Origin of the sequence: Roseovarius sp. THAF9 (assembly GCF_009363715.1) — a bacterium.
GTDB lineage: Bacteria > Pseudomonadota > Alphaproteobacteria > Rhodobacterales > Rhodobacteraceae > Roseovarius.
In genome coordinates this window covers 1,711,123-1,737,830 of record NZ_CP045404.1, presented here as the reverse complement: position 1 = coordinate 1,737,830, position 26,708 = coordinate 1,711,123, and the positions used below count along the sequence as shown (strand labels likewise).

25 protein-coding genes and 1 tRNA gene are annotated in these 26,708 nt (G+C 64.6%); 12 read left to right on the top strand and 14 right to left on the bottom strand.

Translation table 11 applies throughout. The features are described from left to right. Window positions 1-123: 123 nt before the first annotated feature. From FIU86_RS08570 to guaB, 3 genes are all read right to left on the bottom strand, one after another. Window positions 124-2,427, bottom strand: a complete 2,304-nt coding sequence (locus tag FIU86_RS08570) for an ATP-binding protein (RefSeq protein WP_152474697.1) — start codon at window positions 2,425-2,427, stop codon at window positions 124-126. A 119-nt stretch (window positions 2,428-2,546) separates the two neighbouring features. Beyond that, window positions 2,547-3,713: an RsmB/NOP family class I SAM-dependent RNA methyltransferase gene (locus FIU86_RS08565; RefSeq protein WP_152474696.1), complete on the bottom strand. Its 1,167-nt coding sequence runs from the start codon at window positions 3,711-3,713 to the stop codon at window positions 2,547-2,549. A 45-nt stretch (window positions 3,714-3,758) separates the two neighbouring features. Then, a complete protein-coding gene (gene guaB / locus FIU86_RS08560; RefSeq protein WP_152474695.1) occupies window positions 3,759-5,207 on the bottom strand; it encodes an IMP dehydrogenase in 1,449 nt (482 codons plus the stop codon). A gap of 212 nt (window positions 5,208-5,419) precedes the next feature. Here guaB and speB point away from each other — a divergent pair, with 212 nt between their 5' ends. After that, the gene (gene speB, locus FIU86_RS08555) at window positions 5,420-6,373 is read left to right on the top strand and encodes an agmatinase (RefSeq protein WP_152474694.1); all 954 of its coding nucleotides are present in this window, start codon (window positions 5,420-5,422) and stop codon (window positions 6,371-6,373) included. Window positions 6,374-6,617: 244 nt separating this feature from the next. Then, on the top strand, window positions 6,618-7,988 hold the full coding sequence (locus FIU86_RS08550) for an ammonium transporter (protein ID WP_152474693.1): 1,371 nt from the start codon (window positions 6,618-6,620) through the stop codon (window positions 7,986-7,988). A gap of 274 nt (window positions 7,989-8,262) precedes the next feature. On the opposite strand, the gene FIU86_RS08545 is transcribed toward FIU86_RS08550, so the two are convergent. From FIU86_RS08545 to rpmH, 4 genes are read right to left on the bottom strand one after another with little or no spacing between them, the layout of a single operon-like run. Next, the gene (locus FIU86_RS08545) at window positions 8,263-9,141 is read right to left on the bottom strand and encodes a sulfotransferase domain-containing protein (protein WP_172977473.1); all 879 of its coding nucleotides are present in this window, start codon (window positions 9,139-9,141) and stop codon (window positions 8,263-8,265) included. Then, the gene (yidD, locus tag FIU86_RS08540) at window positions 9,128-9,376 is read right to left on the bottom strand and encodes a membrane protein insertion efficiency factor YidD (RefSeq protein WP_152474691.1); all 249 of its coding nucleotides are present in this window, start codon (window positions 9,374-9,376) and stop codon (window positions 9,128-9,130) included. Before yidD ends, FIU86_RS08545 begins: the two co-directional genes overlap by 14 nt. Continuing rightward, window positions 9,373-9,765: a ribonuclease P protein component gene (rnpA, locus tag FIU86_RS08535; protein ID WP_152474690.1), complete on the bottom strand. Its 393-nt coding sequence runs from the start codon at window positions 9,763-9,765 to the stop codon at window positions 9,373-9,375. Before rnpA ends, yidD begins: the two co-directional genes overlap by 4 nt. 24 nt (window positions 9,766-9,789) lie before the next feature. Further along, window positions 9,790-9,924, bottom strand: a complete 135-nt coding sequence (rpmH, locus tag FIU86_RS08530; RefSeq protein ID WP_005980833.1) for a 50S ribosomal protein L34 — start codon at window positions 9,922-9,924, stop codon at window positions 9,790-9,792. A 286-nt stretch (window positions 9,925-10,210) separates the two neighbouring features. Between rpmH and FIU86_RS08525 the strand changes: the two genes are divergently transcribed. From FIU86_RS08525 to FIU86_RS08490, 8 genes are all read left to right on the top strand, one after another. After that, window positions 10,211-10,942, top strand: a complete 732-nt coding sequence (locus tag FIU86_RS08525) for a TVP38/TMEM64 family protein (RefSeq protein WP_152474689.1) — start codon at window positions 10,211-10,213, stop codon at window positions 10,940-10,942. Window positions 10,943-10,945: 3 nt separating this feature from the next. After that, complete coding sequence (locus tag FIU86_RS08520) at window positions 10,946-12,364, top strand: NAD(P)/FAD-dependent oxidoreductase (protein ID WP_152474688.1); 1,419 nt, start codon at window positions 10,946-10,948, stop codon at window positions 12,362-12,364. A gap of 24 nt (window positions 12,365-12,388) precedes the next feature. Continuing rightward, window positions 12,389-13,783 carry a HAMP domain-containing sensor histidine kinase gene (locus FIU86_RS08515; protein WP_152474687.1) on the top strand — a complete coding sequence of 465 codons (1,395 nt, stop codon included), beginning with the start codon at window positions 12,389-12,391 and terminating at the stop codon, window positions 13,781-13,783. Between the two features lie 73 nt (window positions 13,784-13,856). Continuing rightward, a tRNA-Arg gene (locus tag FIU86_RS08510) sits at window positions 13,857-13,933 on the top strand. Window positions 13,934-14,069: 136 nt separating this feature from the next. Then, window positions 14,070-14,528, top strand: coding sequence for a (2Fe-2S)-binding protein (locus FIU86_RS08505; RefSeq protein ID WP_152474686.1), 459 nt, complete (start codon window positions 14,070-14,072; stop codon window positions 14,526-14,528). Between the two features lies 1 nt (window position 14,529). Beyond that, on the top strand, window positions 14,530-16,773 hold the full coding sequence (locus FIU86_RS08500; RefSeq protein ID WP_152474685.1) for a xanthine dehydrogenase family protein molybdopterin-binding subunit: 2,244 nt from the start codon (window positions 14,530-14,532) through the stop codon (window positions 16,771-16,773). Window positions 16,774-16,836: 63 nt separating this feature from the next. Continuing rightward, a complete protein-coding gene (locus tag FIU86_RS08495) occupies window positions 16,837-17,889 on the top strand; it encodes an AbrB family transcriptional regulator (RefSeq protein ID WP_152474684.1) in 1,053 nt (350 codons plus the stop codon). 58 nt (window positions 17,890-17,947) lie between these two features. Then, on the top strand, window positions 17,948-18,703 hold the full coding sequence (locus FIU86_RS08490) for an SDR family NAD(P)-dependent oxidoreductase (protein WP_152474683.1): 756 nt from the start codon (window positions 17,948-17,950) through the stop codon (window positions 18,701-18,703). A 4-nt stretch (window positions 18,704-18,707) separates the two neighbouring features. On the opposite strand, the gene FIU86_RS08485 is transcribed toward FIU86_RS08490, so the two are convergent. Genes FIU86_RS08485 through FIU86_RS08475 form a run of 3 tightly spaced genes read right to left on the bottom strand, consistent with a single transcriptional unit; the run spans window position 18,708 to window position 22,115 of the window. Continuing rightward, window positions 18,708-20,186 carry a carboxypeptidase M32 gene (locus FIU86_RS08485; protein ID WP_152474682.1) on the bottom strand — a complete coding sequence of 493 codons (1,479 nt, stop codon included), beginning with the start codon at window positions 20,184-20,186 and terminating at the stop codon, window positions 18,708-18,710. Further along, window positions 20,183-21,322 (bottom strand): heme A synthase, encoded by a 1,140-nt coding sequence (gene ctaA / locus FIU86_RS08480; protein ID WP_152474681.1) that lies wholly within the window; start codon window positions 21,320-21,322, stop codon window positions 20,183-20,185. Before ctaA ends, FIU86_RS08485 begins: the two co-directional genes overlap by 4 nt. Window positions 21,323-21,371: 49 nt before the next feature. Beyond that, on the bottom strand, window positions 21,372-22,115 hold the full coding sequence (locus FIU86_RS08475) for an RNA methyltransferase (RefSeq protein WP_152474680.1): 744 nt from the start codon (window positions 22,113-22,115) through the stop codon (window positions 21,372-21,374). Between the two features lie 127 nt (window positions 22,116-22,242). Here FIU86_RS08475 and FIU86_RS08470 point away from each other — a divergent pair, with 127 nt between their 5' ends. Next, window positions 22,243-22,863: a thiamine phosphate synthase gene (locus FIU86_RS08470; protein WP_152474679.1), complete on the top strand. Its 621-nt coding sequence runs from the start codon at window positions 22,243-22,245 to the stop codon at window positions 22,861-22,863. Between the two features lie 20 nt (window positions 22,864-22,883). Here FIU86_RS08470 and FIU86_RS08465 read toward each other — a convergent pair whose 3' ends face one another. The 3 genes from FIU86_RS08465 to FIU86_RS08455 form a co-directional block, all read right to left on the bottom strand. Beyond that, on the bottom strand, window positions 22,884-23,717 hold the full coding sequence (locus tag FIU86_RS08465) for a 1-acyl-sn-glycerol-3-phosphate acyltransferase (protein ID WP_152474678.1): 834 nt from the start codon (window positions 23,715-23,717) through the stop codon (window positions 22,884-22,886). Further along, window positions 23,714-24,481, bottom strand: coding sequence for a GNAT family N-acetyltransferase (locus FIU86_RS08460; RefSeq protein ID WP_152474677.1), 768 nt, complete (start codon window positions 24,479-24,481; stop codon window positions 23,714-23,716). Before FIU86_RS08460 ends, FIU86_RS08465 begins: the two co-directional genes overlap by 4 nt. Before the next feature lie 148 nt (window positions 24,482-24,629). Then, the gene (locus FIU86_RS08455) at window positions 24,630-24,812 is read right to left on the bottom strand and encodes a DUF3553 domain-containing protein (protein ID WP_103761327.1); all 183 of its coding nucleotides are present in this window, start codon (window positions 24,810-24,812) and stop codon (window positions 24,630-24,632) included. Window positions 24,813-24,840: 28 nt separating this feature from the next. Between FIU86_RS08455 and FIU86_RS08450 the strand changes: the two genes are divergently transcribed. After that, window positions 24,841-25,449 (top strand): histidine phosphotransferase family protein, encoded by a 609-nt coding sequence (locus FIU86_RS08450; RefSeq protein ID WP_254703976.1) that lies wholly within the window; start codon window positions 24,841-24,843, stop codon window positions 25,447-25,449. On the opposite strand, the gene FIU86_RS08445 is transcribed toward FIU86_RS08450, so the two are convergent. Beyond that, a complete protein-coding gene (locus FIU86_RS08445) occupies window positions 25,436-26,701 on the bottom strand; it encodes a glutamate-5-semialdehyde dehydrogenase (RefSeq protein WP_152474675.1) in 1,266 nt (421 codons plus the stop codon). The genes FIU86_RS08450 and FIU86_RS08445 overlap by 14 nt on opposite strands. Window positions 26,702-26,708: the final 7 nt, after the last annotated feature.

Sequence of the window (26,708 nt, the reverse complement as noted above, 5' to 3'; positions counted from 1 at the left end):
TCAAGCCGATTCCGGCGGACATCGCCAACATTCATGTTTTCGCACAGGTGGTCCTGCATGCGAAACCCGGCCTTTGCGATCCGGCGTTTGCAGCAGGGCGAAACCGGCGCGGGCCAGCTGCGATCACTCGCGGTTCAGCTGGTGCTGCACAGTCTCGGTCAACTCCGTCAACGAAAACGGCTTGGGTAGGAAAGTCGAGTTGGGAATGCGCGACTGGATTTCACCGAACGCTTCCTCGGCATATCCCGACATGAACACCACCTGTGTCTTCGGGCGTTTTTCCAGCGCCTGCAAGACCCAAGCGGGGCCGTCGATACCCGGCATCACCACGTCCGACACGAAAACATCCACCTCAAGCGTCGTGTCTTCCAGCAATTCAAGCGCCGCCTCGGCCGAATCGGCTTCCAGTACCGTCATGCCGCGCAGTTGCAGGGCGCGGCTGGCAAAGGCTCGGACCGGCGCCTCGTCCTCGACCAAAAGCACGACGCCGTCGGTCTTGGACGCAAGTTGCGCCGGGGTCGCGATTTCGGCGTCCTGCGGTTCGGCGCTTTCATGGGCGGGCAGAAGGACCTGAAAGACCGTGCCCTCGCCCGGCTGGCTGTCGGCGAAGATAAAGCCGCCGGTCTGCTTGACGATCCCATACGCAGTCGAAAGCCCAAGCCCCGTACCTTCGCCGGTGCGCTTGGTGGTGAAGAACGGCTCGAACACCTTCTGGAGCTTGTCCTTGGCAATGCCCACCCCCTCGTCGCTCACGCTCACCCGGACATAGCGCCCCGGCGCCACCACGGCGCGGTCGCGGCGCAGGGGCTCGTCGAACGTGACGTTCTCGGTCGCGATTCGGATGTCGCCGCCTTCGGGCATCGCGTCACGGGCGTTGACCACAAGATTCATCAGCACCTGTTCCAACTGCCGCTTGTCCGCGCGGATCGACCATAGCGTCGGGTCGTGTTTCAGCGACAGGATCACCCGCTCGCCCACCAACCGGTTCAACAGATGGGTCAGATCAGACAACATGTCGCGCAGGTCCATCACCTCGGGGCGCAGGGTCTGTTTGCGCGAATAGGCCAGAAGCTGACCCACCAGCGCCGCGGCCCGGTTGGCGTTCTGGTTGATCTGAATAAGGTCGCCGTAATCCGGGTCGCCTTGGTCGTGGCGCAGCAGCAAGAGGTCGCAATGCCCCGCGATGGCCGTCAGCAGGTTGTTGAAATCATGCGCCACGCCACCGGCAAGCTGTCCGATCGCCTGCATTTTCTGGCTTTGTACAAACTGCCCTTCCAGCGTCTTCAACTTGGTCGCGTCGTTCAGAACAGCGATCAGCACTGTTTCGCCCGCTTCCGTCGCGCGATTCAACGTGACCTGAACGAAAGTCTCGCGGTCGTCGCGCTTGACGCGCAGAAACTCCGACTGCACCCCGCCGCGCCCCTTGGCCGCATCCTCCAGCCAGTCCGGTATCGACCGCCCCAGCCCCTCCATAAGCTCCGACAGCGTGTTGCCGCAGCACTCTTCCACGCCCAGAAGGTCGCGCGCCGGACGGTTCGATATCTGCACCTCGCCCGAGCGCGCCAGCTTTAGCAAAGGCACAGGCAATTCGTCGAAGAAGGCCCAGCCGTCAGGTTGCCGCTCGGTCGGGGCCACACCGGGCAGCAGGAACACTTCGCGCCGCCCGGCAACGCCTTCCAGTTCGACGGCAAGGCATGGCTTGTGCCCCTCGGCCGTGGTGATGTCGTTGATCTGGCCCGAGCGCAGCGGCAGCTTGGGAAAGATCCGGTCCAGCGACCGCACACGTTCCCCCACCAACTGCCGCGCAGCCGTGTTCATGAACAGAACGGCCCCGCCCCGTCCCACCGTCAGCATCGGCAGCGGCACCGGGTCGGTCTCGCGCGAAGGGCGGTCGGCGGATTTCTCGATCCGCCAGATATACCGGTCGGCCGCGGCGCGATGCACGCCGATGCGCAGATGTCCGGCGCGGGTGACCACGTCCTCATGCGCCGATCCACGCACCTGCGCCCGGCTCTCCAGGCGATAGAGGATCGGCCCCGGGTTCGCCACCGCGTGTTTCAGCGCCCCGGCCAGCGTCGTCGCCTCGTCGGCGGAAAAGGCGCTCATCGCGGCGCGGTTGGCATACTGGATGTCGCCGTCGCGCCCGGTCACGATGGCGGGTGTCGCATCCTCGCCCAGAAAATCCGCCGCCGCATCGACCAGGCCCTTGCGAAACCGCGCCTCGGCCGCGTTCACAATGCCGATCCACAACGCCGAATTCATCAGGATTGCCGCGGTGAAGACGCACGCGATCTGTAATGTCGGATCAGGCAGGAAAACCGCCGCCGCGCCGAACAAAAGTGCCGCTGCCAGCACCGCCCCGGCGCGTGGCTTGATCCGGGCCGCGGCATCACGCAACGGCAAAACGGTTCCGGTAGTGAATGCCAACCGGCAGCTCCCCAACGATAAGGTCCTGGCCGACGGTCTAGACGGCAGGGCTTAAAGTTAGATTAACGCTGAAAAAGCCAACACGTCTAGGTTGTTCTGCTTGTGCCGGATGCAGGCTTTCAGCGCTTGCGCAGCGTGGCCAGGTAGAATCCGTCGCCAATGTCCGAAATCGGCCAGCGGCGCGTGTCCTCGCGGGTCCAGCCCGGATACGCCGCCTCGAAACCGGCCACCTGCGCCTCGTTTTCTTCGGCCAGAACCGAGCAGGTGGAGTAGGCCAGCAGGCCTCCGGGGCGCAGAAGTGCCTGCACATGCTCAAGAATATTCCGCTGCGTGTCGCAAAGCGCGTGCAGCCGTTCCGGAGTGAGGGCCCACTTGGCCTCGGGCGTACGCCGCCACGTGCCGCTGCCCGAACAGGGCACGTCGCAGAGCACGACGTCGAACGGCGCGGCTTCTGTCACGGCCCCCTGATCGAGCTGCGTCACCTTAACCCCGGCCCGCGCGGCGCGTGCGGGCAGGTCACGCATCCGGTCGGGCGCCGCGTCATGGGCAAACCACGTTGCTTCGTGCCGGGCAGCCAGCGCCAGAACCTTGCCGCCGCCCCCGGCGCAGAAGTCCAGCACGCGCGCGCCCTCGGGCACCGGCAGGGCCGCCATGGCCGCCTGACTGCTGGCATCCTGCAACTCCACATGTCCTTCGCGGAATGCAGTTGATTGCGCGACGCGCCGTGCACCTTCGGTCACGTGAAGCGCGCCATCCATCTCTGCCACGGGGATCGTCGAAACACCGTCTTTCAGCAGCATATCAATTACTTGAGAGATAGACATCATGCGGGGATTGTGTCGCAGGCAGACCGGCGCCCGGTGCCGCAATGCCTCGGCCGCGTCAGCGGCGGCCTGCGCGCCCAGACCCGCCTCGAACCGCTGCCAAAGCCAGTCCGGCAGGTCGCGCGCCTCCTCAGGTGTGGGGGCTCTGCCTGCTGCGCGGTCTTCCGCCGTCAGGGGCGCGGGGGCGTGGCCCTCCCCGGTGAACATCGCTTCGGGGTCACCGCCCTCAACGCGCAGATGCCCCAGCATCAGGGCCCGGCCGGTCTCGCCGCCGCCAAGCGCCGCACAGCTTCGGCGGGTGCGCAACACCGAGAACACGTGGTCGCGGACTGCCGCCCGATCCTTGGACCCCGCATAGCGCGCACCTCGCGCCCAACGCGTAAGCGCCTGTTCGGCGGCCAGCCCGCCAGCCATTGCATCAAGCACCTCGATGGCGGCCTGCACGCGCGCGCCGGGGGTCATTTCGCAACCTTAACTTCGGCGCGTAAACCATTGATCTGAATCGGATTAGCCAATCCGGTAGTTCGGGCTTTCCCGGGTGATCTGCACGTCATGCACATGGCTTTCCTTCAGGCCCGCGCCGGTGATCTTCACGAATTCGCATCCCTTGCGCATCTCGTCCACCGTGGCGCATCCGGTATAACCCATCGCGGCCCGCAAGCCCCCCACCAGCTGGTGCAGCACCGTGCCGGCGCTGCCCTTGTAGGGCACCTGCCCTTCGACCCCTTCGGGCACCAGCTTGTCGCTGGCGGCATCCTTCTGGAAATACCGGTCGGCCGAGCCCTGCGCCATCGCCGCCAGGCTGCCCATCCCGCGATAGGCCTTGAAGCTGCGCCCCTGGTACAGGATCACTTCGCCGGGGGACTCGTCCGTGCCGGCCAGCATGCTGCCCACCATGGCGCAGGACGCGCCCGCCGCGATCGCCTTGGCGAAATCGCCCGAGAACTTGATGCCGCCATCGGCGATGACCGGCGTGTCGCCCGCCGCCGCGGCGCAATCCATCACCGCCGTCAGTTGCGGCATACCCACACCGGCGACCATCCGCGTGGTGCAGATACTGCCAGGCCCGATGCCGACCTTCACCGCATCCGCGCCTGCGCCGATCAGCGTCCGGGTCGCCTCTGCCGTGGCCACGTTGCCGGCCACGATCTGAACCTCGTTCGACAGTTTCTTTGCCCGCTCCACGGCCTGCGCCACGCCTTCGGAATGGCCATGCGCGGTGTCGATCACGATCATGTCGACGCCCGCATCCACCAGCGCCTCGGACCGCTCAAAACCCGCGTCACCCACCGTCGAGGCCGCCGCCACGCGCAGCCGTCCCAGCCCGTCCTTGCAGGCCGACGGGTTCAGCACCGCCTGCTCGGTATCGCGCAACGTCAGCAGGCCGGTCAGCTTGCCCTGCCCGTCTGTCACCAGCAGCTTCTCGATCCGCCGCGCCTTCATCAGGCTCTTGGCCTCCTCGCGGTCCGCAGGCTCGGTCAAGATCGCCAGGTTGTCGCTGGTCATCATCACGTGCACCGGCGTGTCGTCATCGGTGGCAAAGCGCATGTCGCGGTTGGTCACGATGCCCATCACGTGACCCTTTTCATCCACCACGGGAAAGCCGGTGAAGTTGTAGCGTTCGATCAGCGCCTTGGCATCGGCCAGCGTCTGGTCCGGCCTCAAGGTCACGGGGTTGTAGACAATCCCGCTTTCAAAGCGTTTCACCCGCCGCACTTCCTTGGCCTGCTGTTCCACAGTCAGGTTGCGGTGGATCACCCCCATGCCGCCGGTCTGCGCCATGCAGATCGCCATGCGCCCCTCGGTCACCGTGTCCATGGCGGAACTCAAAAGCGGGATGTTGAGGTCGATCGACCGGGTCACGCGGGTGCGCGTGTCCGCCGTGGTGGGCAGAACGCTGGACTTCGCGGGAACCAGCAGAACATCGTCAAAAGTGAGGGCCTCACGAATCTCCATGGCGCATCTCCTTGGGGTGTCTCGTTTGGCGGTTCCCTATTGCACGGGTTGGCAGGAATGGAAAGGGGCGAATGGGGCCGTGTGCGCAGATGACATTGCCCCGCCGCATGCCGTGGCTTGCAACGTCGTAGGTTGGGTGAAAACCCACGCACGCCCCCTTGCCTTGCGCGCCCGCCACACGCTAGCGTCCCCGCAACCAAAGGATACGCCCCATGACAACCCACGGATACGAGAGCGGCCGGCTCGACCTGCCTTTCGTCGGCATCTCCACCTTCGGCAAGCGGCCCTATGTTGCCGACTGGAGCCGCATCGGCGCCGATGTCGCCATCCTCGGCGCGCCCTTCGACGCCGGCACCCAATGGCGCTCAGGCGCCCGCTTCGGCCCCCGTGGGGTGCGCGAGGCGTCCACGCTCTTCAGCTTCGGCCATGCCGGCGCCTATGACCACGAGGATGACGCCACCTACCTGCCCGGCTCGGTCCGTATCGTCGATATCGGCGACGCCGACATCGTTCACACCGACACGATGACCTCGCACGCCAACATAGAATCCGGCGTCCGCGCCATCCTTGCCGCCGGCGCCCTGCCCGTCACCATCGGCGGCGATCACTCTATCAACATCCCCTGCATCAACGCCTTTGACGATCAGGGCGACATCCATGTATTGCAGATCGACGCTCACCTCGATTTCGTCGACGAGCGTCATGGCGTCCGCTACGGCCACGGCAACCCCATGCGCCGCGCCGCCGAGAAGCCTTTCGTCACCGGCCTCACCCAACTGGGCATCCGCAATGTCAGCTCGACCGCCAAGGAGGGCTATGACGACGCCCGCGCGCGCGGCTCGGATATTCTGTCCGTCCGCCAAGTGCGCAAGCTGGGGCCCGAGGCCACCGCCGCCCGCATCCCCGAGGGTACGCGCGTCTACATCACCATCGACATCGACGCCTTCTGCCCCTCCATCGCGCCCGGCACCGGCACCCCCAGCCATGGCGGGTTCCTCTATTACGACGTACTCGAAATCCTGCAACAGGTCGCCCAAGACCACGAGATCGTCGGCATCGACCTGGTCGAGGTCGCCCCGGATTACGATCCCACCGGCTCCACCTCGATCCTCGCCGCGCAGTTGCTTCTGAACCTTCTGGGCTTCATCTTTCACGCCCGCGGCTGACATCTCGTTTTTGGTTCAAATTTGGAACATTTTCAGATCTGAGACCAGCGCAAACCTGCGCCTGATTTGCGCTTTTCCCTATTTTAACCTTCACAGACGCGATTTTTTGCGCAACATTTAAGCATAATAAAAAACATAACAGGCCGTCGGTCGCTTTTCGGTACATTTTTGGTTCGTCATTGCGCGCCAGCACATACCGGGTCCGGACGGACACAGAAAACCAACAGTGGAGGACACACCCAAAATGGATCTCGCAGCCATTCAGGCCGACCAGGTCACCCTAAATTCCCTTGTCCAGAACCTCGTCTATCTTTCCGGCACCGTGGGCGCGATCACCGTCGTCGTCGGCCTGCTGATGATCGACGCCGGCACCACCCGGCGCAAAAGCCTGTTCAACTCGACCATCGAAAAGGTCATGGGCTTCTTTCTGGGCTTCGCCACCTATTTCGCCATCGGCTTCGGTTTCTGGGCGGCGCAGTATTACATCATGGAAGGCGCCACCATGGGCGACAGCTTGCGCGACTGGTGGCTCTTCGGCGGGATGCTGAACGCCAACGCCTCCACCACCGATCCGGCGACCTTTCCGGGGCTGAACACCTTCCAGATCTTCGTGTTCTTCCTCGCGGTCTTTGCCGGAATCGTTAACATCCTCTTCCACTTCGCCGTCTCCGAACGGATCAAGGCGTCGGCCTATTACGTGCTCTGCGTCGTGGCCGCCGTGGCCTCGTCGATTCTCAGCTTCTACACCTGGGGCTCGGTCGGCCCGCTCACCAATGCAGGCTTCCACGATTTCTTCGGCGTGGGCTTCGTCTATCTCTTCCCCACGGGCATGGCGCTGGCGCTGGTGCCGATGCTGGGCCAGCGTCCCGGCATGTTCAATCCGCACCCGATGGTCTCGGGCTACCACGCGCCCAGCATCGGGCTGGCGGCGGTGGGCCTGCTGACCATCTTCGCGGGCCTTCCCATGGTCATCGTCTCCTGCCTCTTTTTCTTCGACCCCGAGGCGCTGGCGGTCAGCGTCACCATGGCGGAAACCAGCGTTGGCCTTGCGGTGAACAACTACGCCATGTCCTGGGCCGGTGGCGCGGTGACGGGCGGCATCCTCGCCTATGCCACGCGCAAATACGCCTACCTGCTGCTCGGCCCACTGGCGGGCTACGTGGCCGGCGCCTGCGGCTTCGACGTCTACCAGCCGGGCCAGATGTTCCTGGTGGCGCTTGGCGCGCCGGTCATCTCCTACATCGTCTATGAATTCACGCTGAAGCGCGAATTCGACGAGCACAAGCTGCTGCCGCTCTTCCTCGGTGCGGGCAGCTACGGCCTGATCATGGTCGGCATCCTCGAGGCCGGCACCCCGCGCGGCGGCTATTTCGGGTTCGAAGAGGGCGAGTACGCCTTCCAGCACGGCCAGATCGGCCTGACCATGCAACTCATCGGCATCGTGGTCTGCCTCGGCGCGGGCCTGGTGACAGGCCTCGTGACCGCGCTGATCCTCAAGGTGACGATCGGCCTGCGCAACACCGACGACGAGATGGCCGCCGGTCTCGACGGCCTGCGCTGGGGGCTGGAGCCCGACGTGCCCACGCGCGAAGACACGCCCATCGCCAAGGGCTGACATCTGATACCACTCACGAAGTCGCGGCGGCGGGGTCCCTCCCGTCGCCGCGATGCGTTTCCGCCCCCGTCCCGGAACCTCGTAGGGGGGGGTGAAAACCCACGCGCACCGGTTAACAATCCGTCACGTCCGGCCGCCGCGTTAAACCGTCAAACCGCGAAAATTCGCACCGTCGCGATACCACCCGAATACCGACGCAATACCGACGTGCCGATCTGGACCGAATCGCACTGGTTTACCCGCCCGGACCTGCGCCCGGCGCCTCAAAGCCCGCTTAACCTTTCAGCCGCGCAAGCACGTCCTCATAGCTCTCAAGCCCATGCGTCGCGCCCATCGTCGCGCGCCACTTATCTGCATAAGCCTCGCGCATCACGTCGCCGATCTGCGCGCGGCCCGCCCCGGCCTGTCCGCCCGCCACCTTGCTGGCCTCACCGTCCGGCGGCAGGCCACAGGCGGCGTCGCGTGCCTGCCGCACAAGGTGATCGTCGAACTGCTGCCCATGCGCCTTCATGAAGTCCAGCGTCGCCTGCGCCTGCGCCACGTCACGTGTCCGCGCATCTGAAACCTTCATGAAATCAGCAATTTGCGCGACACTCTTCGCAAGGTCTTGCTTCATGTGCTCATACGCCATCAGCAGCACATCTTGCCGCCCGCGCACGCCCCACCAGGAGGATGCGTGGCTCCAGTAATCCTCTCGGCCCATCCGATCCAGGTAATACTCCGCGAAATCCTCCAGCGAAATCGCGCCGCGCTCGAACACCCAGCCATCGAAAAACCGGTAAAGCGACACCATCGCATCCACCGGGTCACGCAGCACGACGATGTAGCGCCCGCCTTCGGGAATCACCCCCCATGGCAGGTGGCTCTTGAAGAGCTTCGGACTGTAGGCTTGCGGGTCGTTAACGTTCCGCCCCATATCGTGGGCCAGTTCCAGCCACGGCACGACGTCGGTGATCTCGTCAAACGCCATGTCCCCGCCCGACCGCAAGCCATGCGCGATCTGGCTGACCCAGGTGGTGCCGCACTTGCTGTAGGGCGAAATGAAGATGTCGGTGGGACCCGGGCGATAGGCCAGACCCGTCTCGACGCCATGATCCGTGGCGAACCGCCCCAGCGCCGCGTTCATCTGCGCCAGCGTTTCAGGACGCTTCATCGCGCGCGCCCTCACTGCCCGGTACCGGGTCATAGCCGCAGCCGCCCCAGGGGTTGCACCGTGCGATCCGACGCGCGGCCAGCCACCCGCCCTTGAGGCCCCCGTGGGCGCGCAAGGCGTCCAAGGCGTACTGGCTGCATGTCGGCTGATACCGGCAATTGAACCCCACCCAGGGGCTGAAGATCAGCCGGTACGCCTTGACCGGCAGCGCCATGATATGCGCCAGCGGGCTCACCTGTGCACCGAGGCCAGCGCCCGGCGCAGATCCTCGCACAGCCCTTGGAAATCACGCTCCACCGTGGCCCCGGCGCGCCCGATCAGCACATAGTCATGTCCGGGTTTTCCATGTTTTGTCAGCACTTTGCGGGCCACTTCGCGCAGCCGCCGCTTGGCCCGGTTCCGGGTGACGGCATTGCCCACCTTCTTGGAGCAGGTGTACCCCACCCGGATCGTCGCGCGGTCGTCGCGCCGTTCGCGGGCCTGCAATACCAGCCCCTTCATCGCCTGCCTGCGCCCCCTTGCGGCGGCCAGGAAATCAGGGCGTTTCTTGAGAACGTCCAGACAAACGGAAACCGCCGGGGGCGTGTTCCCCGTGTCTTCCACGAGGGCCTCCGGCGGTGTCATGTCCGTACGGATCCTGGCTGGCGCTTACGCGCTCAGCGACTTGCGGCCACGCGCACGACGCGCGTTCAGGATCTTGCGGCCGGCCTTGGTGGCCATGCGCGCGCGGAAACCGTGGCGCCGCTTGCGGACCAGGTTCGAAGGTTGATACGTGCGTTTCATCGCTCGGCTCTCCGGTGTTCTTGGCCTCGCTCAGGAATCGCGAAAGCCGGAATTCGTATTGAAGCCCGGTCTATAGGGGCGCGCGGGCCCCAAGTCAAACATCCGATTGGCTTTTGCAACAAAAACCCTGCCCGGACGGTTGGCTTTGTTACAAACCGGCCCCGAACCCGACATAATGGCCCCAAACCCTTCACCCTGTATCACCCCCGCGTGAAGCGTCTGGTGCGGGGCCTGACGATCGCGCATCTAGGAAGGACACGCAATCACACCGGACCTAGATCCCCACATGGCCACGACCGACGACACCAAGCGCCCCGCCTATATCCGCCACGCGCCCCTGGCCGTGATCCTGATCGCCGCCATCGTGGGGTATTTCACGCTGGGCGACTACCTGACCTTCGACACGCTGGCCAACAATCGCGAGGCTTTGCTGGCGTTCCGCGACGAAAACTACGTCCTCCTGGCAGGCATCTTCGTGGCAGTCTACGTGGCCATTGTTGCTTTCTCGTTGCCCGGCGCAGCCGTGGCCTCGGTCACCGGCGGGTTTCTCTTCGGTCTTTTCCTGGGCACCACGTTCAACGTCACGGCGGCGGTCATCGGCGCCTCGGCCATCTTCCTCGCCGCGCGCTGGGGCCTTGGACGAACGCTCGCCGCCAAGATGGACGCCTCCGAAGGAACACTGAAGAAGTTCAAGACCGGCCTGCACGAGCATGAAATCAATGTTCTTTTGTTGATGCGCCTCGTGCCTGTGGTGCCGTTTTTCGTGGCCAACCTGCTGCCCGCTCTGGTCGGCGTGCGCTTCGTCAATTTCCTCTGGACCACCGCGGTCGGCATCATTCCCGGTGCCATCGTGTTCACATGGATCGGCGTCGGCCTGGGCGAGGTCTTCGACCGTGGCGAACGTCCCGACCTGTCCCTACTGTGGGAGCCGCAGGTGATCGGCCCCATCCTCGGGCTTTGCGTGCTGGCAGCCCTCCCTATCCTCATCAAGACCGTGCGCGGCAAAAAGGACATCTGAGTCATGGCCGATATCAAGACTGACATCCTCGTCATCGGGGCCGGTTCCGGCGGTCTCTCCGTGGCGTCCGGCGCCGTGCAGATGGGCGCCGACGTGGTCCTGCTAGAGGGGCACGAGATGGGCGGTGACTGCCTCAACTTCGGCTGCGTGCCCTCCAAGGCGCTCATCGCCTCGGCCAAGGTTGCCTACGGCCAAGCCCATGCCGCACCCTACGGCGTCGGCAATGCCACGCCCAACGTGGACTATGCCGCCGCCAAGGACCACGTGCACGATGTTATCTCGACCATCGCCCCGCATGACAGCCAGGAGCGGTTCGAGGGTCTTGGCGTCAAGGTCATCCGCGACTACGGCCAGTTCATCTCGCCCACCGAGGTCAAGGCCGGCGACACCGTCATCCGCGCCCGGCGCATCGTCATCGCCACCGGCTCCTCGCCTTTCGTGCCGCCCATTCCGGGGCTGGAGGACGTCCCATACGAAACCAACGAAACCCTGTTCGACCTGCGCGAAAAGCCCGATCACCTGCTGGTCATTGGCGGCGGCCCTATCGGCATGGAAATGGCGCAGGCGCATCTGCGGCTGGGCTGCAAGGTCACGGTGATCGAAGGCGACAAGGCGCTTGGGAAGGACGACACCGAAGCGGCGGCACTGGTGCTGGACCACCTGCGCGCGGAGGGGCTGGAGATCATTGAGGGCGCCACCGCGGCACAAGTACGCGGAACCGCCGGGGCGATAGAAGTGGAAACCAAGGACGGGCAGGTTTTCAAGGGCTCGCACTTGTTGATGGCCGTGGGCCGCAAGCCCAACATCGACAGCCTGAACCTCGACGCGGCGGGCATCAAGACCACCAAGGCGGGCATCAAGGTCGATGCGAAGCTGAAGACCAGCAATTCAAAGGTCTACGCCATCGGCGACGTCGCCGGCGGCCTGCAATTCACTCATGTCGCGGGGTATCACGCGGGTATCGTCATCCGCTCCGCCGTACTGGGCCTGCCCGCCAAGGCGAGTACCGCGCACCTGCCCTGGACCACCTATACCGACCCTGAACTGGCGCAGGTCGGCCTGACCGAGGCGCAGGCGCGCAAGGAACACGGCTCGAAGCTGGAAGTCGTACGAGCCGAGTATGACGGTAACGACCGGGCCATCGCCACACGTAAAACCACGGGCTTCGTCAAGGTCATGGTCGTGGGCGGCCGCCCCGTTGGGGCCACCATCGTCGGCGCGCAGGCGGGCGAGTTGATCCACACATGGGCTTTGGCCCTCGCCAACAACTTGAAAATGAAGCATATCAGCGCCATGGTTGCGCCTTATCCCACGTTGGGTGAAATCAACAAGCGCGCGGCGGGGGCCTATTTCACGCCGCGACTGTTCGAAAGCGATGGTGTCAAGCGGGTCGTGCGGCTGGTCCAGCGCTGGCTGCCCTAGGAAACGAGACGACGGAACGGGAAGATGGGGTTTCTGAAATCACTCTCGGGACGGTTCCTGATCCTGACCGTGGTCTTCGTTATGCTGGCCGAGATTCTGATTTTCGTGCCGTCCATCGCCCGCTACCGCGAAGATTTCCTGATGGACCGGCTGGAGCGCGCGCAGATTGCGTCGCTGGCGCTCTTGGCCAACGATGAGATCTCGAACGAGTTGCAGGAAGAGCTGTTACAGAACGCAGGGGTCTTCAACGTGGTGCTGCGCCGCGACGAGGCGCGCCAGCTTATGCTGTCGGCGCCCATGCCCTCGCCCATCGTCGACACGTTTGATTTGCGTGATGCGCCGCCGCTGGAACTGATCGGGGATGCGGTGACGCGCCTTGTGCGGACCGAGCCAGAGATGATCCGCGTCATCGGCGACCCTTCCCAGATGGGCGGGCTGCTGATCGAGGTCACGCTGCTGACAGACGATCTGCGCGCGGCGATGGTCGACTACGGCCTGCGCATCCTGCTGCTGTCGGCGATGATCTCGGTAGTGACCGCCGCCCTGCTTTATTTCGCTGTGCGCGGCTTTCTCGTGCGCCCCATCGCCAGCGTGGCGCGCAACATGACCCGCTACGCCGAGGCGCCCGAGGATGCCAACCGCGTGATCACCCCCCGCTCCACCACCACCGAGATCCGGCAGGCCGAGGAAGCGTTGCTGTCCTTGCAGACCCAGCTGACCTCGTCCCTGCGCCAGCGCGAGCGGCTGGCCCAGCTGGGCGGCGCGGTGGCCAAGGTCAGCCATGACCTGCGCAATATCCTGACCTCGGCGCAGCTGTTCACCGACCGGATCGAGATGAGCGAGGACCCGGCGGTCAAGCGCATGGCACCCAAGCTGGTCAATTCCATCGCCCGCGCGGTGCACCTGTGCGAGTCGACCCTGGCCTATGGCAAGGCCGAGGAGCAGCCGCCGACCCTGGGCCGGTTCGCGCTCATCGACGTCGTCTCGGACGTGATCGAAAGCGAGCGGTTGGCGGTGGGTGACGCCGATGTCAGCTTTGCCGAAGATGTGCCCACAGGGCTTGTCCTGCGCGCCGATCACGAACAGCTGTACCGCGTGATCGCCAACCTCGTGCGCAATGCACGTCAGGCCATCGTCAATAGCGGCAAGCCCGGAGAGATTGCGATTTCTGGACAGGAAACCAGCGAAGCGTGGCTCATTCGCGTCTCCGACACCGGGCCGGGCCTTCCACCCAAGGCGCGCGACCACCTGTTCCAGCCGTTTCAGGGCGGCGCCACGAAGGGCGGCACCGGCCTTGGCCTCTCGATCGCGGCAGAGCTGATCCGTGGCCATGGCGGCACGCTCGAACTTGAAAGCACGGATGAGACGGGCACGGTATTCTGCGTCTGCCTGCCCCGTGGCGGGTTGAACGTGGACTAAGGGAATTTCCTCGGAAAATCCCGTACCACCCCCTTGCAATAGCCGGCGCATGGGTCTAGATGCTCGACCTCACGGACCGATAGCTCAGCTGGATAGAGTACCTGACTACGAATCAGGGGGTCGGGGGTTCGAATCCTCCTCGGTCCGCCACTTCCCCGAAGTACCGGAAATGCAGACACCGCTTGGACGGTGACCTTAGAAACGCGCGGCTCACGTGGCGTTCTTCTCGACAATTGAACCGCGCGGTTTATCGTTGCGATAAAAGCGGAATGCGGCGGGAGGCACCATGCAATTGACGATCGACGGCACGGACCACGAGATCGAGGTCGAGGACGCGATGCCCCTTCTGTGGGTGCTGCGCGACGTGCTGGGCAAGACCGGCGTCAAGTATGGCTGCGGGATCGCGCAATGTGGGGCCTGCACGGTGCACATAGATGGCGAAGCCGTACGATCCTGCCAGGTTGCCGCGCGCGACGTCTCGGGCCCGGTGACCACCATTCACGGGCTGGGCAGCCCCGAGACGCGCCATGCCGTGCAGCAGGCATGGATCGAGACCCAGGTCGCGCAATGTGGCTATTGCCAGTCGGGGCAGATCATGCAGGCCGCGGCGCTCCTCTCGGAAACGCCCGATCCCACGGACGAGCAGATCGACGACGCCATGTCGGGCAACCTGTGCCGCTGCGGCACCTATCCGCGCATCCGTGCGGCCGTAAAGACCGCCGCCGCCAAGCTGAAGGAGGCGTAAGATGAGCCGGGTCGGTAAGATCGCGCGCCGAAGTTTCCTGGTGGGCGCCGTCGCCGCGGCGGGCGGCGTTGCCTTTGGCGTTTGGCGCTACAAGACACCATACCGCAATCCGCTGCTGAGCGGGCTCAACGACGGCGAGGCGGCCCTGACCCCCTATGTGCTGATCCGCCCCGATGGCATCACACTGATCACGCCCCGCGCCGACAAGGGCCAGGGCGCCTACCAGGTTCAGGCGATGCTGCTGGCCGAGGAACTGGACGTGACGCTCGACCAGATCGCGGTTGATCCCGGCCCGCCGGACGTCGCCTATTGGAACCGGGCGCTGGCGGACGAGGCGGCGGCCTTCCTCGCCCCCGGTGGCGGCTTTGGGGAACAGGTCGCGGGCTCGGTCGTGTCGGCGGGGGCGAAGTTCCTGGGGTTGCAGATCACCGGCGGCTCGACCACCACGCCCGACGGGTTCGACAAGCTGCGCGCGGCGGGAGCATCGGCCCGCGAGACGCTGAAAGCTGCCGCCGCCGCGCAGTCAGGTATCGCGGCCAGCGAACTGACCACACGCGACGGTGCGGTAATCCTGCCGGACGGCACCGCCCTCCCCTATACCGAGCTGGCCGCTGTGGCGGCGGACATGGACCCGGTGACCGACGTTGCCCTGCGACCCGCATCGGAGTGGCGGCTGATCGGCCAGCCTATCCCGCGCCTGGATATGGTCGCCAAGTCCACTGGCACGCAGGACTACGGGATCGACGTGAACCTGCCCGGAATGGTCCACGCGACGGTGCTTTTGAACCCTGCGCTTGGTGGGGCGCTTGGCAGCTATGACACCGCCGAGACGTTCAAGATCCGCGGCGTGCAAACGGTGGTCGAAATAACCGGCGGGCTGGGCATCGTGGCCGATAACACCTGGCGGGCGATGGAAGGGGCCAAGGCCATCGCGGCAAGCTGGCCCGATGGGCCATTGCCGCGAACGATGGAGGCGCATTGGCAGGCGCTTTCCGACAGTTTCGCCGAAGACACGCAGGACAGCCGCAAGCGCGACGACGGCGACATGGACGCGGCGCTTGGCGCGGATGATGTGATCGAGGCCGAGTACCGCGCGCCCTACTTGGCCCATGCCCCGCTTGAGCCGGTCAACGCCACCGTGCGCGTCGATGATGATGCCGTCGAGATATGGACCGGCACGCAGATCCCGCGCAACGTTCTGACCAATGTGTCGGGCATTACCGGCGTACCGGAGGAAAACATCACCCTGCATGTGCAGATGATCGGCGGCAGTTTCGGGCACCGGCTCGAAGACATGGTGGTGCGGCATGCCGCCGAGATCGCGATGCAGATGAAAGGCACGCCGGTCAAACTGACCTATTCCCGCGAAGAAGACATGACCCACGATTTTCCGCGCCAGATCGCCATGGCGCGGATGCGCGGCACCGTGCGTGAGGGCCGGGTCGAGGCCTTTGACCTTGGCATTGCCATGCCGTCGGTCATCGTCTCGCAAATGGGGCGGCAGGGGCTGAGCGTGCCCGGCCCCGACAGCCAGATCGTGGCCGGTGCCTTCGAGCAACCCTTTGCGCTCCCGCATCACCGGGTGACCGGCTATCGCGCGCCACCGCTTGCGCCAATCTCGTCCTGGCGCTCGGTCGGCGCGTCGACGAACGGGTTTTTCTACAATGCCGGACTGGACGAACTGATCCACGCCGCCTGGGCCGACCCGATGGAAGAGCGTCTGCGGCTGTGCAATGACACGCTGGCCCGTGGCGTGCTGGAGGCCGTGGCCGAGATGAGCAACTGGTCCGGGCCGAACCCGGCCGATGGCGTGGGGCGCGGTGTTGCCTTCACCAAGTCCTTTGGCGTGCCCTGCGCTGAGGTGATCGAGATCGAGGCCACCGAGGCCGGCCTGAAGCTGACGCGGGCCTGGGTCGCGGCAGAGGTTGGCACGGTGATCGATCCGCTGAATTTCGAGAATCAGGTGGCCGGCGGGGTCATATTTGGCTTGGGTCATGCGATGAACTGCGAACTGACTTATGCCGACGGCCGCGCCGAGCAGACCAATTTCGACGCGTTCCAGGGGCTGCGCCTTTACCAGGCCCCGGTAATCGAGGTGCGCGGACTTGAAAACGGTGACAAGGTGCTTGGCGTAGGGGAACCCCCCGTGCCGCCTGCCGCCCCTGCCCTTGCGGCGGCCATTTTCGCGGCCACGGGAACGCGGCTGCGCGAGATGCCGTTCTCGAAATTCGTGGAGTTCGCATAAGTTCGGCCGCGCTTGGCGCGGCGCCGCCTTGCCGTTCCCCGCGCTGGGTGGTTGAAGGGGCGCATGGGATCTATCCTGACCACACTTGCGCTGCTGGCTCTAGCCTGCGCCGCGGCCTTCGGCGCGCAAGCGGCCTCGATACCGCTTCCGTTCCTGATCGGGCCTCTGGTCGCGTCCGGTCTCGTGGCGACAACCGCGTCGGCCCGTTTACCGGATGGTTACCGTTTCCCCCCCATGCTGCGTCTCGTCTTCATTTCGGTCATCGGCCTGATGATCGGCGCGCAGGTCACGCCCGAACTTTTTGGACAGGCCTCGCGTCTTGCGGTCAGTTTCACCGCCCTGACGCTGTTCGTCGTCGTCGCCCACGCCTATGGCTACAGCGTCTTGCGCTTCATCGGCGGGTATGACCGCCCCACCGCGTTCTACGGCGCGGCGCCCGGCGGCTTGTTCGAATCGATTGCCATGGGCGAGGAGGCCGGTGCCGATCCGGCCCGTTTGACGCTGCAACAATTCCTGCGAATCATCGCGGTGGTCACGCTCTTGCCCATCGGCCTGTCGCTTTGGGTCGGCCATCCGGTCGGCAGCTCCGCAGGAGTCACGCTGGCTCGTGGCGAGGTATCGTGGTCGGCCTTTCCCCTGATTGCCTGCGCCGGCGCTGCGGGAATTGGCCTTGGGCATGTGCTGCGCCTTCCGGCAAAGCAACTGACCGGGCCTCTGTCCGTAGCGGCGATACTGTCGCTGACCGGGCTTTATCACGTCGATGTCCCGCAATGGTTGATCAACGTCGCGCAGATTGTCGTCGGCACGGCGCTTGGCATGCGGTTCACGGGGCTGTCCGGCGGGTTGGTACTACGGGGCGTCGGGCTGACTGTCCTGTGTGTCGGAGGGATGCTGGGACTGGCCATCATCTTTGCGCTGGCGCTGATGCAGGTGCTGGAGCAACCGTTCGACGTGTTGCTGATCAGCTTCGCGCCCGGCGGCGTGACCGAGATGTCGCTGGTGGCCCTCAGCCTTTCCGCCAACCCGGCCTTCGTGACGCTGCATCACATCTTTCGGATTTTGATCACCGTGGTCGGCCTTGGCCTCAGCTCCAAACTTGTCCGGCGACGGCTTTGACAGGGCACGGTTTCTGGAATAGCTGAACACTTGTTCATTTCAAACCGCCGGAGGCTCCATGCAAATCTCAGACACCGCCGCAATCATCACCGGGGGCGCCTCGGGCCTGGGGGAAGCGACGGCACGGCACTTTCGCGCGCAAGGGGCCAAAGTCACCCTGCTGGACCGCGACGCGAAGCGCGGCGCCGAAGTGGCCGCCGAGATCGGGGCTAGTTTTGCCGAAACGGACGTCACCGATGAAGCCTCGGTCAAGGCCGCGATTGCCACCGCCAAGGACGCCATGGGCAAGATCACCGCTGCCGTCAATTGCGCGGGCATCGCAACCGGAGAAAAGACGCTGGGGCGCGACGGGCCGCACAGTCTTGATGGCTTCCGCCGCACTATCGACATCAACCTTATCGGCACGTTCAACGTGGCCCGCCTTGCCGCCGAGGAAATCGCGCAGAATGTCGCCGCGCCCGACGGCACGCGTGGGGTCATCATCAACACGGCATCCATAGCCGCCTTCGAAGGGCAAAAGGGCCAGACCGCCTATGCCGCGTCCAAGGGCGGTATCGTGGGCCTCTCCGTGCCCATGGCGCGGGACCTGAGCCGCGACGGCATCCGGGTCATGGCCATCGCACCGGGTATCTTTGCGACGCCCATGCTAAAGGGCCTGCCGCAGGAGGTGCAAGACGGGCTGGCGCAGGACGTGACCTTTCCCAAGCGGCTGGGCGACCCGGACGAATACGCATCGCTGGCGCGGTTCATCGTCGAATGCGATTACCTGAACGGCGAGGTCATCCGTCTCGACGGCGCGTTGCGGATGCAGTGATGCGTCAACTGTCGCTAAGCGCGCCGAACTTGGTTTCGAGGTAGGACATCAGCGGCGTTGCGCCAGGCGCGCTGCCGCATGCGAGCGTGATGACATCCTTGGGTTCATGACGTCCGCCGTGGCACTGAACCCGCTCGTGCAGCCAGCCCGTCGCGGCAGAAAGATCGCCTTTTGCCAGTTGGTCATCGAGGTCGGGCAGATCCTTGCGCAGCGCCTCATGAAGGCAGCCGGCATAGACATTGCCAAGGCTGTAGGTCGGGAAATACCCGAAGAGCCCCACGGACCAGTGCACATCCTGAAGCACGCCGTTCGAGGGGCGGTTGACGTCATACCCGAAATCCGCCCGGAACCGATCGTTCCAGGCCGCTTCGAGATCATCGACCTGTAGATCATTCGCGAACAGCGCCCGTTCCAAATCGAACCGCAGCATGATGTGCAGGTTATACTGCACCTCGTCAGCCTCGGTCCGGATGTACCCCCGATGCACGCGGTTCACGAGCGCATAGAAGGCGTCTTCGTCCCTGACGCCGAAATCCCCGAACAAGTCGCGCATCCGGCCATAGAGATAGCCACAGAAGGCGCGGCTGCGGCCAAGCTGGTTCTCGTAGATCCGGCTTTGGCTTTCATGCACGCCCATCGACACCCCCTGCCCCGCCGGGGTCAGAAGGAATTTTGGGTCGATGCCCTGCTCATAGCAGGCATGGCCGACCTCGTGGATCGTCGAGTAGAGGCAGTTGAACGGATCATCCTCGGCGGTGCGGGTGGTGATGCGCACGTCTTCGCCCGACCCGCTGGAGAACGGATGAACCGCCCGGTCGATGCGACCCCGGGACAGGTCATAGCCGAAGGTTTCTGCCAGTTCCCGGCCAAGCGCCATCTGCGTATCGGCGTCGAACGTAGCCGAAAGCGGCGTCACCTGCGGGGCGTTCAGGGCGCGTTCGCGCAGTGCCACCAGGCCCGGACGCATCTCGTCGAACATCGCGGCGAATTCGGCCGCTTTGCCGTTCGGCTCGAAATCGTCGACCAGCGCATCGTAAAGGTCGCCGTCGCCCGCCAGCGCCGCGGCCTCTTCCCGCTTGAGCTTGACCACCTCGGCCAGCGTGGGAAGGAAGGCGGCCACGTCGTCCTCGGCACGCGCGGCGGCCCATATGCCTTGCGACCGGCTGGTCAGCCGGGCCAGCGCGGCGGCCAGATCGGCCGGCACCTTGACCGACCGCTCATAGCTGCGGCGGATCAGCCGCAATTGCGCGGCGCCGTCCGCGTCGGGCGGGTCGGCCTGCTCCAGCCACTCCGCGATTTGCGGGTTGGTGCGCCTGGAATGCAGCACGCTTTCCATCGCGCCGCGTTCCTCGGCCCGCTGCCCGGCCGAGCCGCGGGCCATCACGGTTTCCTGATCCCAGCTCAGCCGCGCTGAGATGCGGGCCAGGGCTTGGGTTTCCCGCTCATAAGCCATGAGCGCATCGAATGCGTTGGGCAGGCTCATCCGCGCACCGACCGTACAATGGGATACTGGCTGAGAAACCGCGTCCTGAGGATCAGGACCCAGAGGATCACCGCGAGCAGCTGGTGCGCGATGGCAAGTTGCCACGGCGCAACATAGAGAACCGTCATTATGCCGAGCACGATTTGAAGGCAAAGCGCGAGGAAGGCGAAATTGAACGCGCCGCGGGTCAGCGCATGGGCCGACCGGCGACCTTTCAGCCAGACAACGATGCCGAAAATCAGAAGAAGATAGCCGGTCATGCGGTGGATGAACTGAACCATGCCGGGATTTTCGAAAAAGTTTCTAAAGCCAAGCTCCGGCATCCAGAAATCCACGGGCAGGAAGCCCCCCGCCATGAGCGGCCAGTCGGTAAAGGTGCGTCCCGCGTCGATGCCCGCAACAAGTGCGCCGATCAGGATCTGCAGGAAGGCGAAATGCAGCCAGCCAGTGGACAGGCCGAAAAGCTTGCCCTCGCGGCTGCGCCGGGCCTGCATCAGCTCGCGCTCTTCCCGCCCAAGACACATCACGTACCACGCGATGAAGCCCAAGATCACGAAGGCAAGCCCAAGATGCACGGCCAGCCTGTAACTGGCCACGTCCAGCATCTGCCCGGAAAGACCAGAACTGACCATCCACCAGCCGATGGCGCCCTGAAGTCCGCCCAAACCTCCCAATAGCAGCAAGCGACTTGTCCAGCCGGGCGGGATCTTACGCAAAAGCAGAAATCCCAGAAAGCCCAAGGCCCAGACAAGGCCGATCACGCGGCCCAACTGGCGATGGCCCCATTCCCACCAGTAGATCACCTTGAACTCGGCAAGCGTCATCCCCTTGTTCTGCAACTGGTACTCGGGAATGGCGCGATATTTCTCGAACTCCGACTCCCATGTGACCGCGTCCATCGGCGGCAGAGCGCCGGTCACCGGCTTCCACTCGGTGATCGACAGGCCGCTGTCGGTCAGGCGTGTGAGGCCGCCCACGGCGATCATCACGACCACCAGCGCGAAAAGAAGCATCAGCCACAAACGCACAGCGCCCCTTGCACCGCGGCGGCCTGCGTCGATCATCCCGCCTTGCGGCGTCTGCCGCGGGGTGTCCGCATCTGACACTTCTTGGAAAATGCTGCGTTTTTCGCTCATGTTCCGCCCTCTGACTTTCGCGTGAAGTTAATTCGCGCCGCGCGGCGCTTCAACCGCGCTCCTTCCAGCGCACCATTTGCCGCAGTACGCCATGCAGTGTCTGCACGTCGGCCCGCGTCAGGGGCATCCGGCTCCACATGTTGCGCAGGTTGATCTTCATGCCGGGAGCCTTGGCCTCTGGAAAGAAGAAACCGGCGTCTTCAAGGCGTTCCTCGTAATGCGCCGACAGCGCCTCGATCTCTTTCTGGTTGGCCCATTCGGTGCCAGCCATATCGACGCGGGCAGCCTCGACCGCCTGCGACGCGCGGCGCCACTCGTAGCCGCACAAGAGCACGCATTGAGCAAGGTTCAGGCTGGGAAATTCAGGGTTCACCGGCACGCTGATGATCGCGTTGGCGCGGGACACATCCTCGTTTTCCAAGCCGGCCCGTTCCGGCCCGAACAGCACCGAGACACGCTCACCGCGCGACAGGCGCCTGGCGGCCTCGGCCATGGCTTCTTCGGGGCTGAAGACGGGCTTGGTCAGGCCTCGTACCCGGGCGGTGGTGGCCATGACGAAACTGTCCTTCTCGACCGCAGCTGTCAGGTCGGGGACCAGGCGCGCGTCATCCAGCAACCGCCCCGCGCCGCTGGCCATGGCCACCGCCTTGGGATTGGGCCAACCATCGCGCGGGGCCACGACGACCATGCGGTCGAGGCCAAAGTTCCACATCGCGCGCGCGGCGGCGCCGATGTTCTCGCCCATCTGCGGACGGACGAGCACAAAGCGCGGCTGTGTGTTTTCGCTTGGCATCCTGTTCCTCCAACGTGCCCGCCATAATCCAGCCCGGACGTGCGGGAAAGCGCAAAAGACCGCGTTCGCGTACCGTAGACGCGTTTGCAAATCCCGGTTATAGGGGCAAAAACAGGACGACAAGACCATGGCAGACCCCGAGCAGCCGCAAATCTATCTGATTACCCCGCCCGAGATCGAACTGGCGCGGTTTCCCGCCATTCTGGATCGGGTCCTGCGCGACCACGAGATCGCCTGCGTGCGGCTGGCCCTGTCGACCCATGACGAGACCGCGTTGTGCCGCGCCGCCGATACCTGCCGCGAGGTCGCGCATGGGCAGGACGTCGCCATCGTGATCGACACGCATTTCGTGCTGGCCGAACGGCTGGGGCTGGACGGCGTGCACCTGACGGACGGGTCCCGCACCGTGCGCAAAGCGCGCAAGGAGCTTGGCCCGGACGCCATCGTCGGCGCCTTCTGCGGCACCTCGCGCCATGACGGGATGAGCGCGGGCGAAGCAGGCGCCGATTACATCAGCTTCGGCCCCGCAGGGGTCTCCGCCCTTGGCGACGGGTCGCAGGCCGAGGCGGAGCTTTTCGAGTGGTGGTCACAGGTGATCGAAGTGCCGGTGGTGGCAGAGGGCGCACTTGACGCCACCACGATATCACAGCTGTCCTCCATGACTGATTTTTTCGGTGTCGGTGACGAAATCTGGCGCGAGGACGACCCGAGCGCCGCCTTGGGCGAATTGATCGCGGCCATGCGCTGAGGCGGGACTGCGCGGCAGTCTCAGCCCGGCAAAGCGACTTCGGGCGGCATCGCGCTGCGCACTTTCGCCTCGAGCGTTCGGGCCAACGCCTTGCGATCGGGATAATCGCTGACACTTATCGGTTCATGATAGATCACGCGCACGCCGCCTTGTGGAAATCGCGACAGAACCTGCAACATGTGTGGCCCGAGATCCATGTCGCCCCACCAGCCGTAAAAGCGCGGCTCTTCCAGCCCATCTGGCGCGATGTAGACAACCGTGACCGGCTGAATCCGCAATCCCGCCTCCAGATCGGAGAACGCGGCAAAGAGGCTCGACTTGAACGGCAGCACGCGCATACCGTCGGTCGAGGTGCCCTCAGGGAAGAACAACAGCTTTCGACCGGCGTCAAGCTCGGCTTTCAGCTGGTTGCGCTGTGCGTCGGCCTGCCGGGGGTTGCGGCTGATGAAGACGGTGCCGACGATCCGCGCAAGAAAACCGATACCGGGCCAGCCCGCCACCTCGGCCTTGGACACGAAGGTGATCGCTTGCCCCGCCCCGAGAGCGAAGATATCCAACCACGAGGCGTGATTGGCCACCACGGCGCCATGGCTTTGCATGGGCCGGCCTTCGCGGCGATACCGCAATCCGATCACGTGCAGCCCGGCCCAGATGGCCCAGCGTTGCAAGCGCGCGGTCAATGGGCGTCGGCGGTCGAAGAAAAATGTCTCGACAAGGCGCAGAACCAGCACCGCGATGACGCCCGGCACGATGATTGCCAACAGCACCACAAGGCGCAGCGCCAGTATCAGCCAACCTGTCCCCGTGACCCGATCCACGCGCGCGGGACGCTGCGACTCCCAGGTGTTGCTCATAGGTCGGCCCCCTTGGAATAGATCGCTTTTTGCCGGGCGTTCAGTTGCGCGGTGTCCATAACGAGGCAGACATCGGTGGTGTTGAACCTGTGGTCTATGAACGCGCCTTCACCGACAAAGCCGCCAAGCCGCAGGTAGGCCTTGATCAACGCAGGCACCTGTAACATGGCCGCCCGCCGGTCGATCTGGTCTTCCGGCACGAGATTAAGCGGCTGGTAATGGGCGGGCACGGTATGGACCCGCAATGGCTCGGGCGCGAGGTGGCGGTGGTGGAGCAGCGATAGCGGCTGCGCCAGGGAGCTGGTATCGGTGCCATGAAAGCTGGCGACGCCGAACAGGATCTCGATGCCATGATCGGCCACATAGCGCGCAAGGCCGTTCCACAGGTGATACATGGCCGCGCCACCGCGATAGCCCTCGGCAAGGCAGGACCGGCCCAGTTCCATGATCCGCCGGCCCGAGGATTTGAGGACCGAAATGTCGTATTCATCTTCGGAGTAAAACTGACCCGCCTCGGCAGCCTGGTCATCGCGCAAGACGCGGTAGACGCCGACAATCTCGCCGCCGCGGGACTCGTCGGCCAAAAGCAGATGATCGAAATAAGGGTCGAACCGGTCACGCTCCAGCCGCGCGTCGTGATCGACGAGCGGACCGTCGCCGCCCAGTTCGGCGACGAAGACGTCGTAGCGCAGGCGTTGCGCCGCGTGCAGGTCTTGCTCGGAGCGGGCGAGTCTTACGGTGAACTGCACGTCGCGCGAATACATCAATGGGTCCGTTCAGATTGGCTGCGCGGGTTTTAAAGCCTTTCCGTCCCGCGCTGCAACCTCTTGAAGTTCCGCGGCGCATCTTTGCCCGCAGCAAGAAGGCGGCTTGCGAGCGGACCTTTGCGTGTTAACGTTTTGGTAACGTTACTTATGGTTCAGTCACCGGCATCAACTCAACGCGGGAGCCGTCGATCACCACTTTTCCGACATCCTGAAAATTCACCGTGATCTTACCACCGATGTTGGACTGGACTTGCCCTGTGCCCCAATCAGGCTGATCGGGGTGGACCACAAGCATGCCGGGCTCGAGAATGCTGTTCATGTCGGACATCTGCGGGCTCCGCGCGAAAGGAAACGATTTGGCAAACGATACCAACGCTATCGCAGCATTGATAGGCTCTCGTATCTGTCATGACCTGATCAGCCCGATCGGCGCGGTCAGCAACGGGCTCGAATTGCTGGAATTGTCGAACGCCGCCGGTTCGCCCGAACTTTCGCTGGTCGCGGACAGCGTGGCCCATGCCAATGCCCGCATCCGTTTCTTTCGCCTGGCCTTCGGGGTCGCCTGCAAGGAACAGGAAACCGGCGCCGAGGAGGTCAACTCGATCCTCAGGGATCTTCATGCCGACGACCGGACCGAGATTGAGCCATTTCCCGCCGGCTACTACCCGCGTACCGAGGTGCGCGCGGTCCTGCTGGCACTGCTCTGCGCCGAACAGGCGGTGCCCTATGGGGGCCGCATTGTCATGACACTGTCAGAGGACGGCTGGGTCATCCGGGCCACGGCCGAACGGATGAACGTGGACGCCACACTATGGGACATGCTGAACGGCACACAAGGTACAGCGCTTCCGGCGCCGGCGCATGTGCAATTCGTGATATTGCCCGCAGCCGCGTGGGACGCACGGCTGGATTGTTCGGCGGTCGTGTCTGACGACGCGGCGGAAGTGCGGCTCAGGCGCGGATAGCGCCGTCGCCATCAACGAGATACTTGAAGCTGGTCAATTGCCTGGCGCCCACGGGACCGCGGGCGTGCATCTTGCCGGTCGCAATGCCGATTTCCGCGCCCATGCCGAATTCTCCACCATCCGCGAACTGCGTCGAAGCGTTGCGCATCAGGATCGCGCTGTCGAGTTCGGCAAAGAAACGCTCGGCCGTCGCGTCGTCCTCGGTGATGATGCAGTCCGTATGCTGCGAGCCATATTTCCGAATGTGATCGATAGCGTCTGAGACGTCGCCCACCTTTTTCGCGGCCATGACCATCGACAGGAACTCGAACCCCCAGTCGCCATCGCCGGCCGGAACCGTGCCCGGCACCGACTGCAGGGCAGGATCGGCTCGGACCTCGACCCCTTTTTCGACCAAGGCCCGGATCACGCCCTGCCCGATCGTGTCGACAGCGTCCTCGTGCACCAGCAGACATTCCGCGGCACCGCAGATGCCGGTGCGGCGGGTCTTGGCGTTCATAACGACGCGCAGCGCCTTTTCCGGGTCTGCATGCTTGTCGATGTAGATATGCACGATGCCTTCGAGATGCGCGAAGACAGGCACCCGTGCCTCGCTCTGAACGAGGCCGACAAGCCCCTTGCCGCCGCGCGGCACGATCACGTCGATTGTGCCGGTCATCGTCAGCATTTCCTGCACCGCCGCGCGGTCGCGAGTCGGGACGAGCTGGATCGCGTCCTCCGGCAGACCGGCCTCGGTCAGGCCGGCGCAGAGGCAGCGATGAATGGCGCCGGAGGAATGAAAGCTTTCCGAGCCGCCGCGCAGAATCACCGCGTTGCCAGATTTCAGACAGAGCGCCCCCGCGTCCGCCGTGACGTTGGGGCGACTTTCATAGATCACCCCGATCACGCCAAGCGGCGTGCGCACGCGCCGGATATGCAGGCCGTTCGGGCGGTCCCATTCTTCGATCACCTCGCCCACCGGATCGTCCTGGCTGGCGACCGAACGCAGACCATCGCAGATCCCTTTGATCCGATCTTCGTCCAGCATCAGGCGGTCCATCATCGCGTCCGACAGGCCCTTGTCGCGGCCAAACGCGAGGTCCTTGGCGTTGGCCTCGAGGATGTCGGCGCGGCTGGCCCACACCGCATCCGCCGCGGCGGTCAGCGCACGGGTCTTGGCCTCTGCCGTGGCGGTGGCGAGCACCGAGGCGGCGGCCTTGGCGCGCCGGCCGATCTCGGCCATCAGAGCTGGTATGTTGTCGAGATCTTTCATCAAGGCA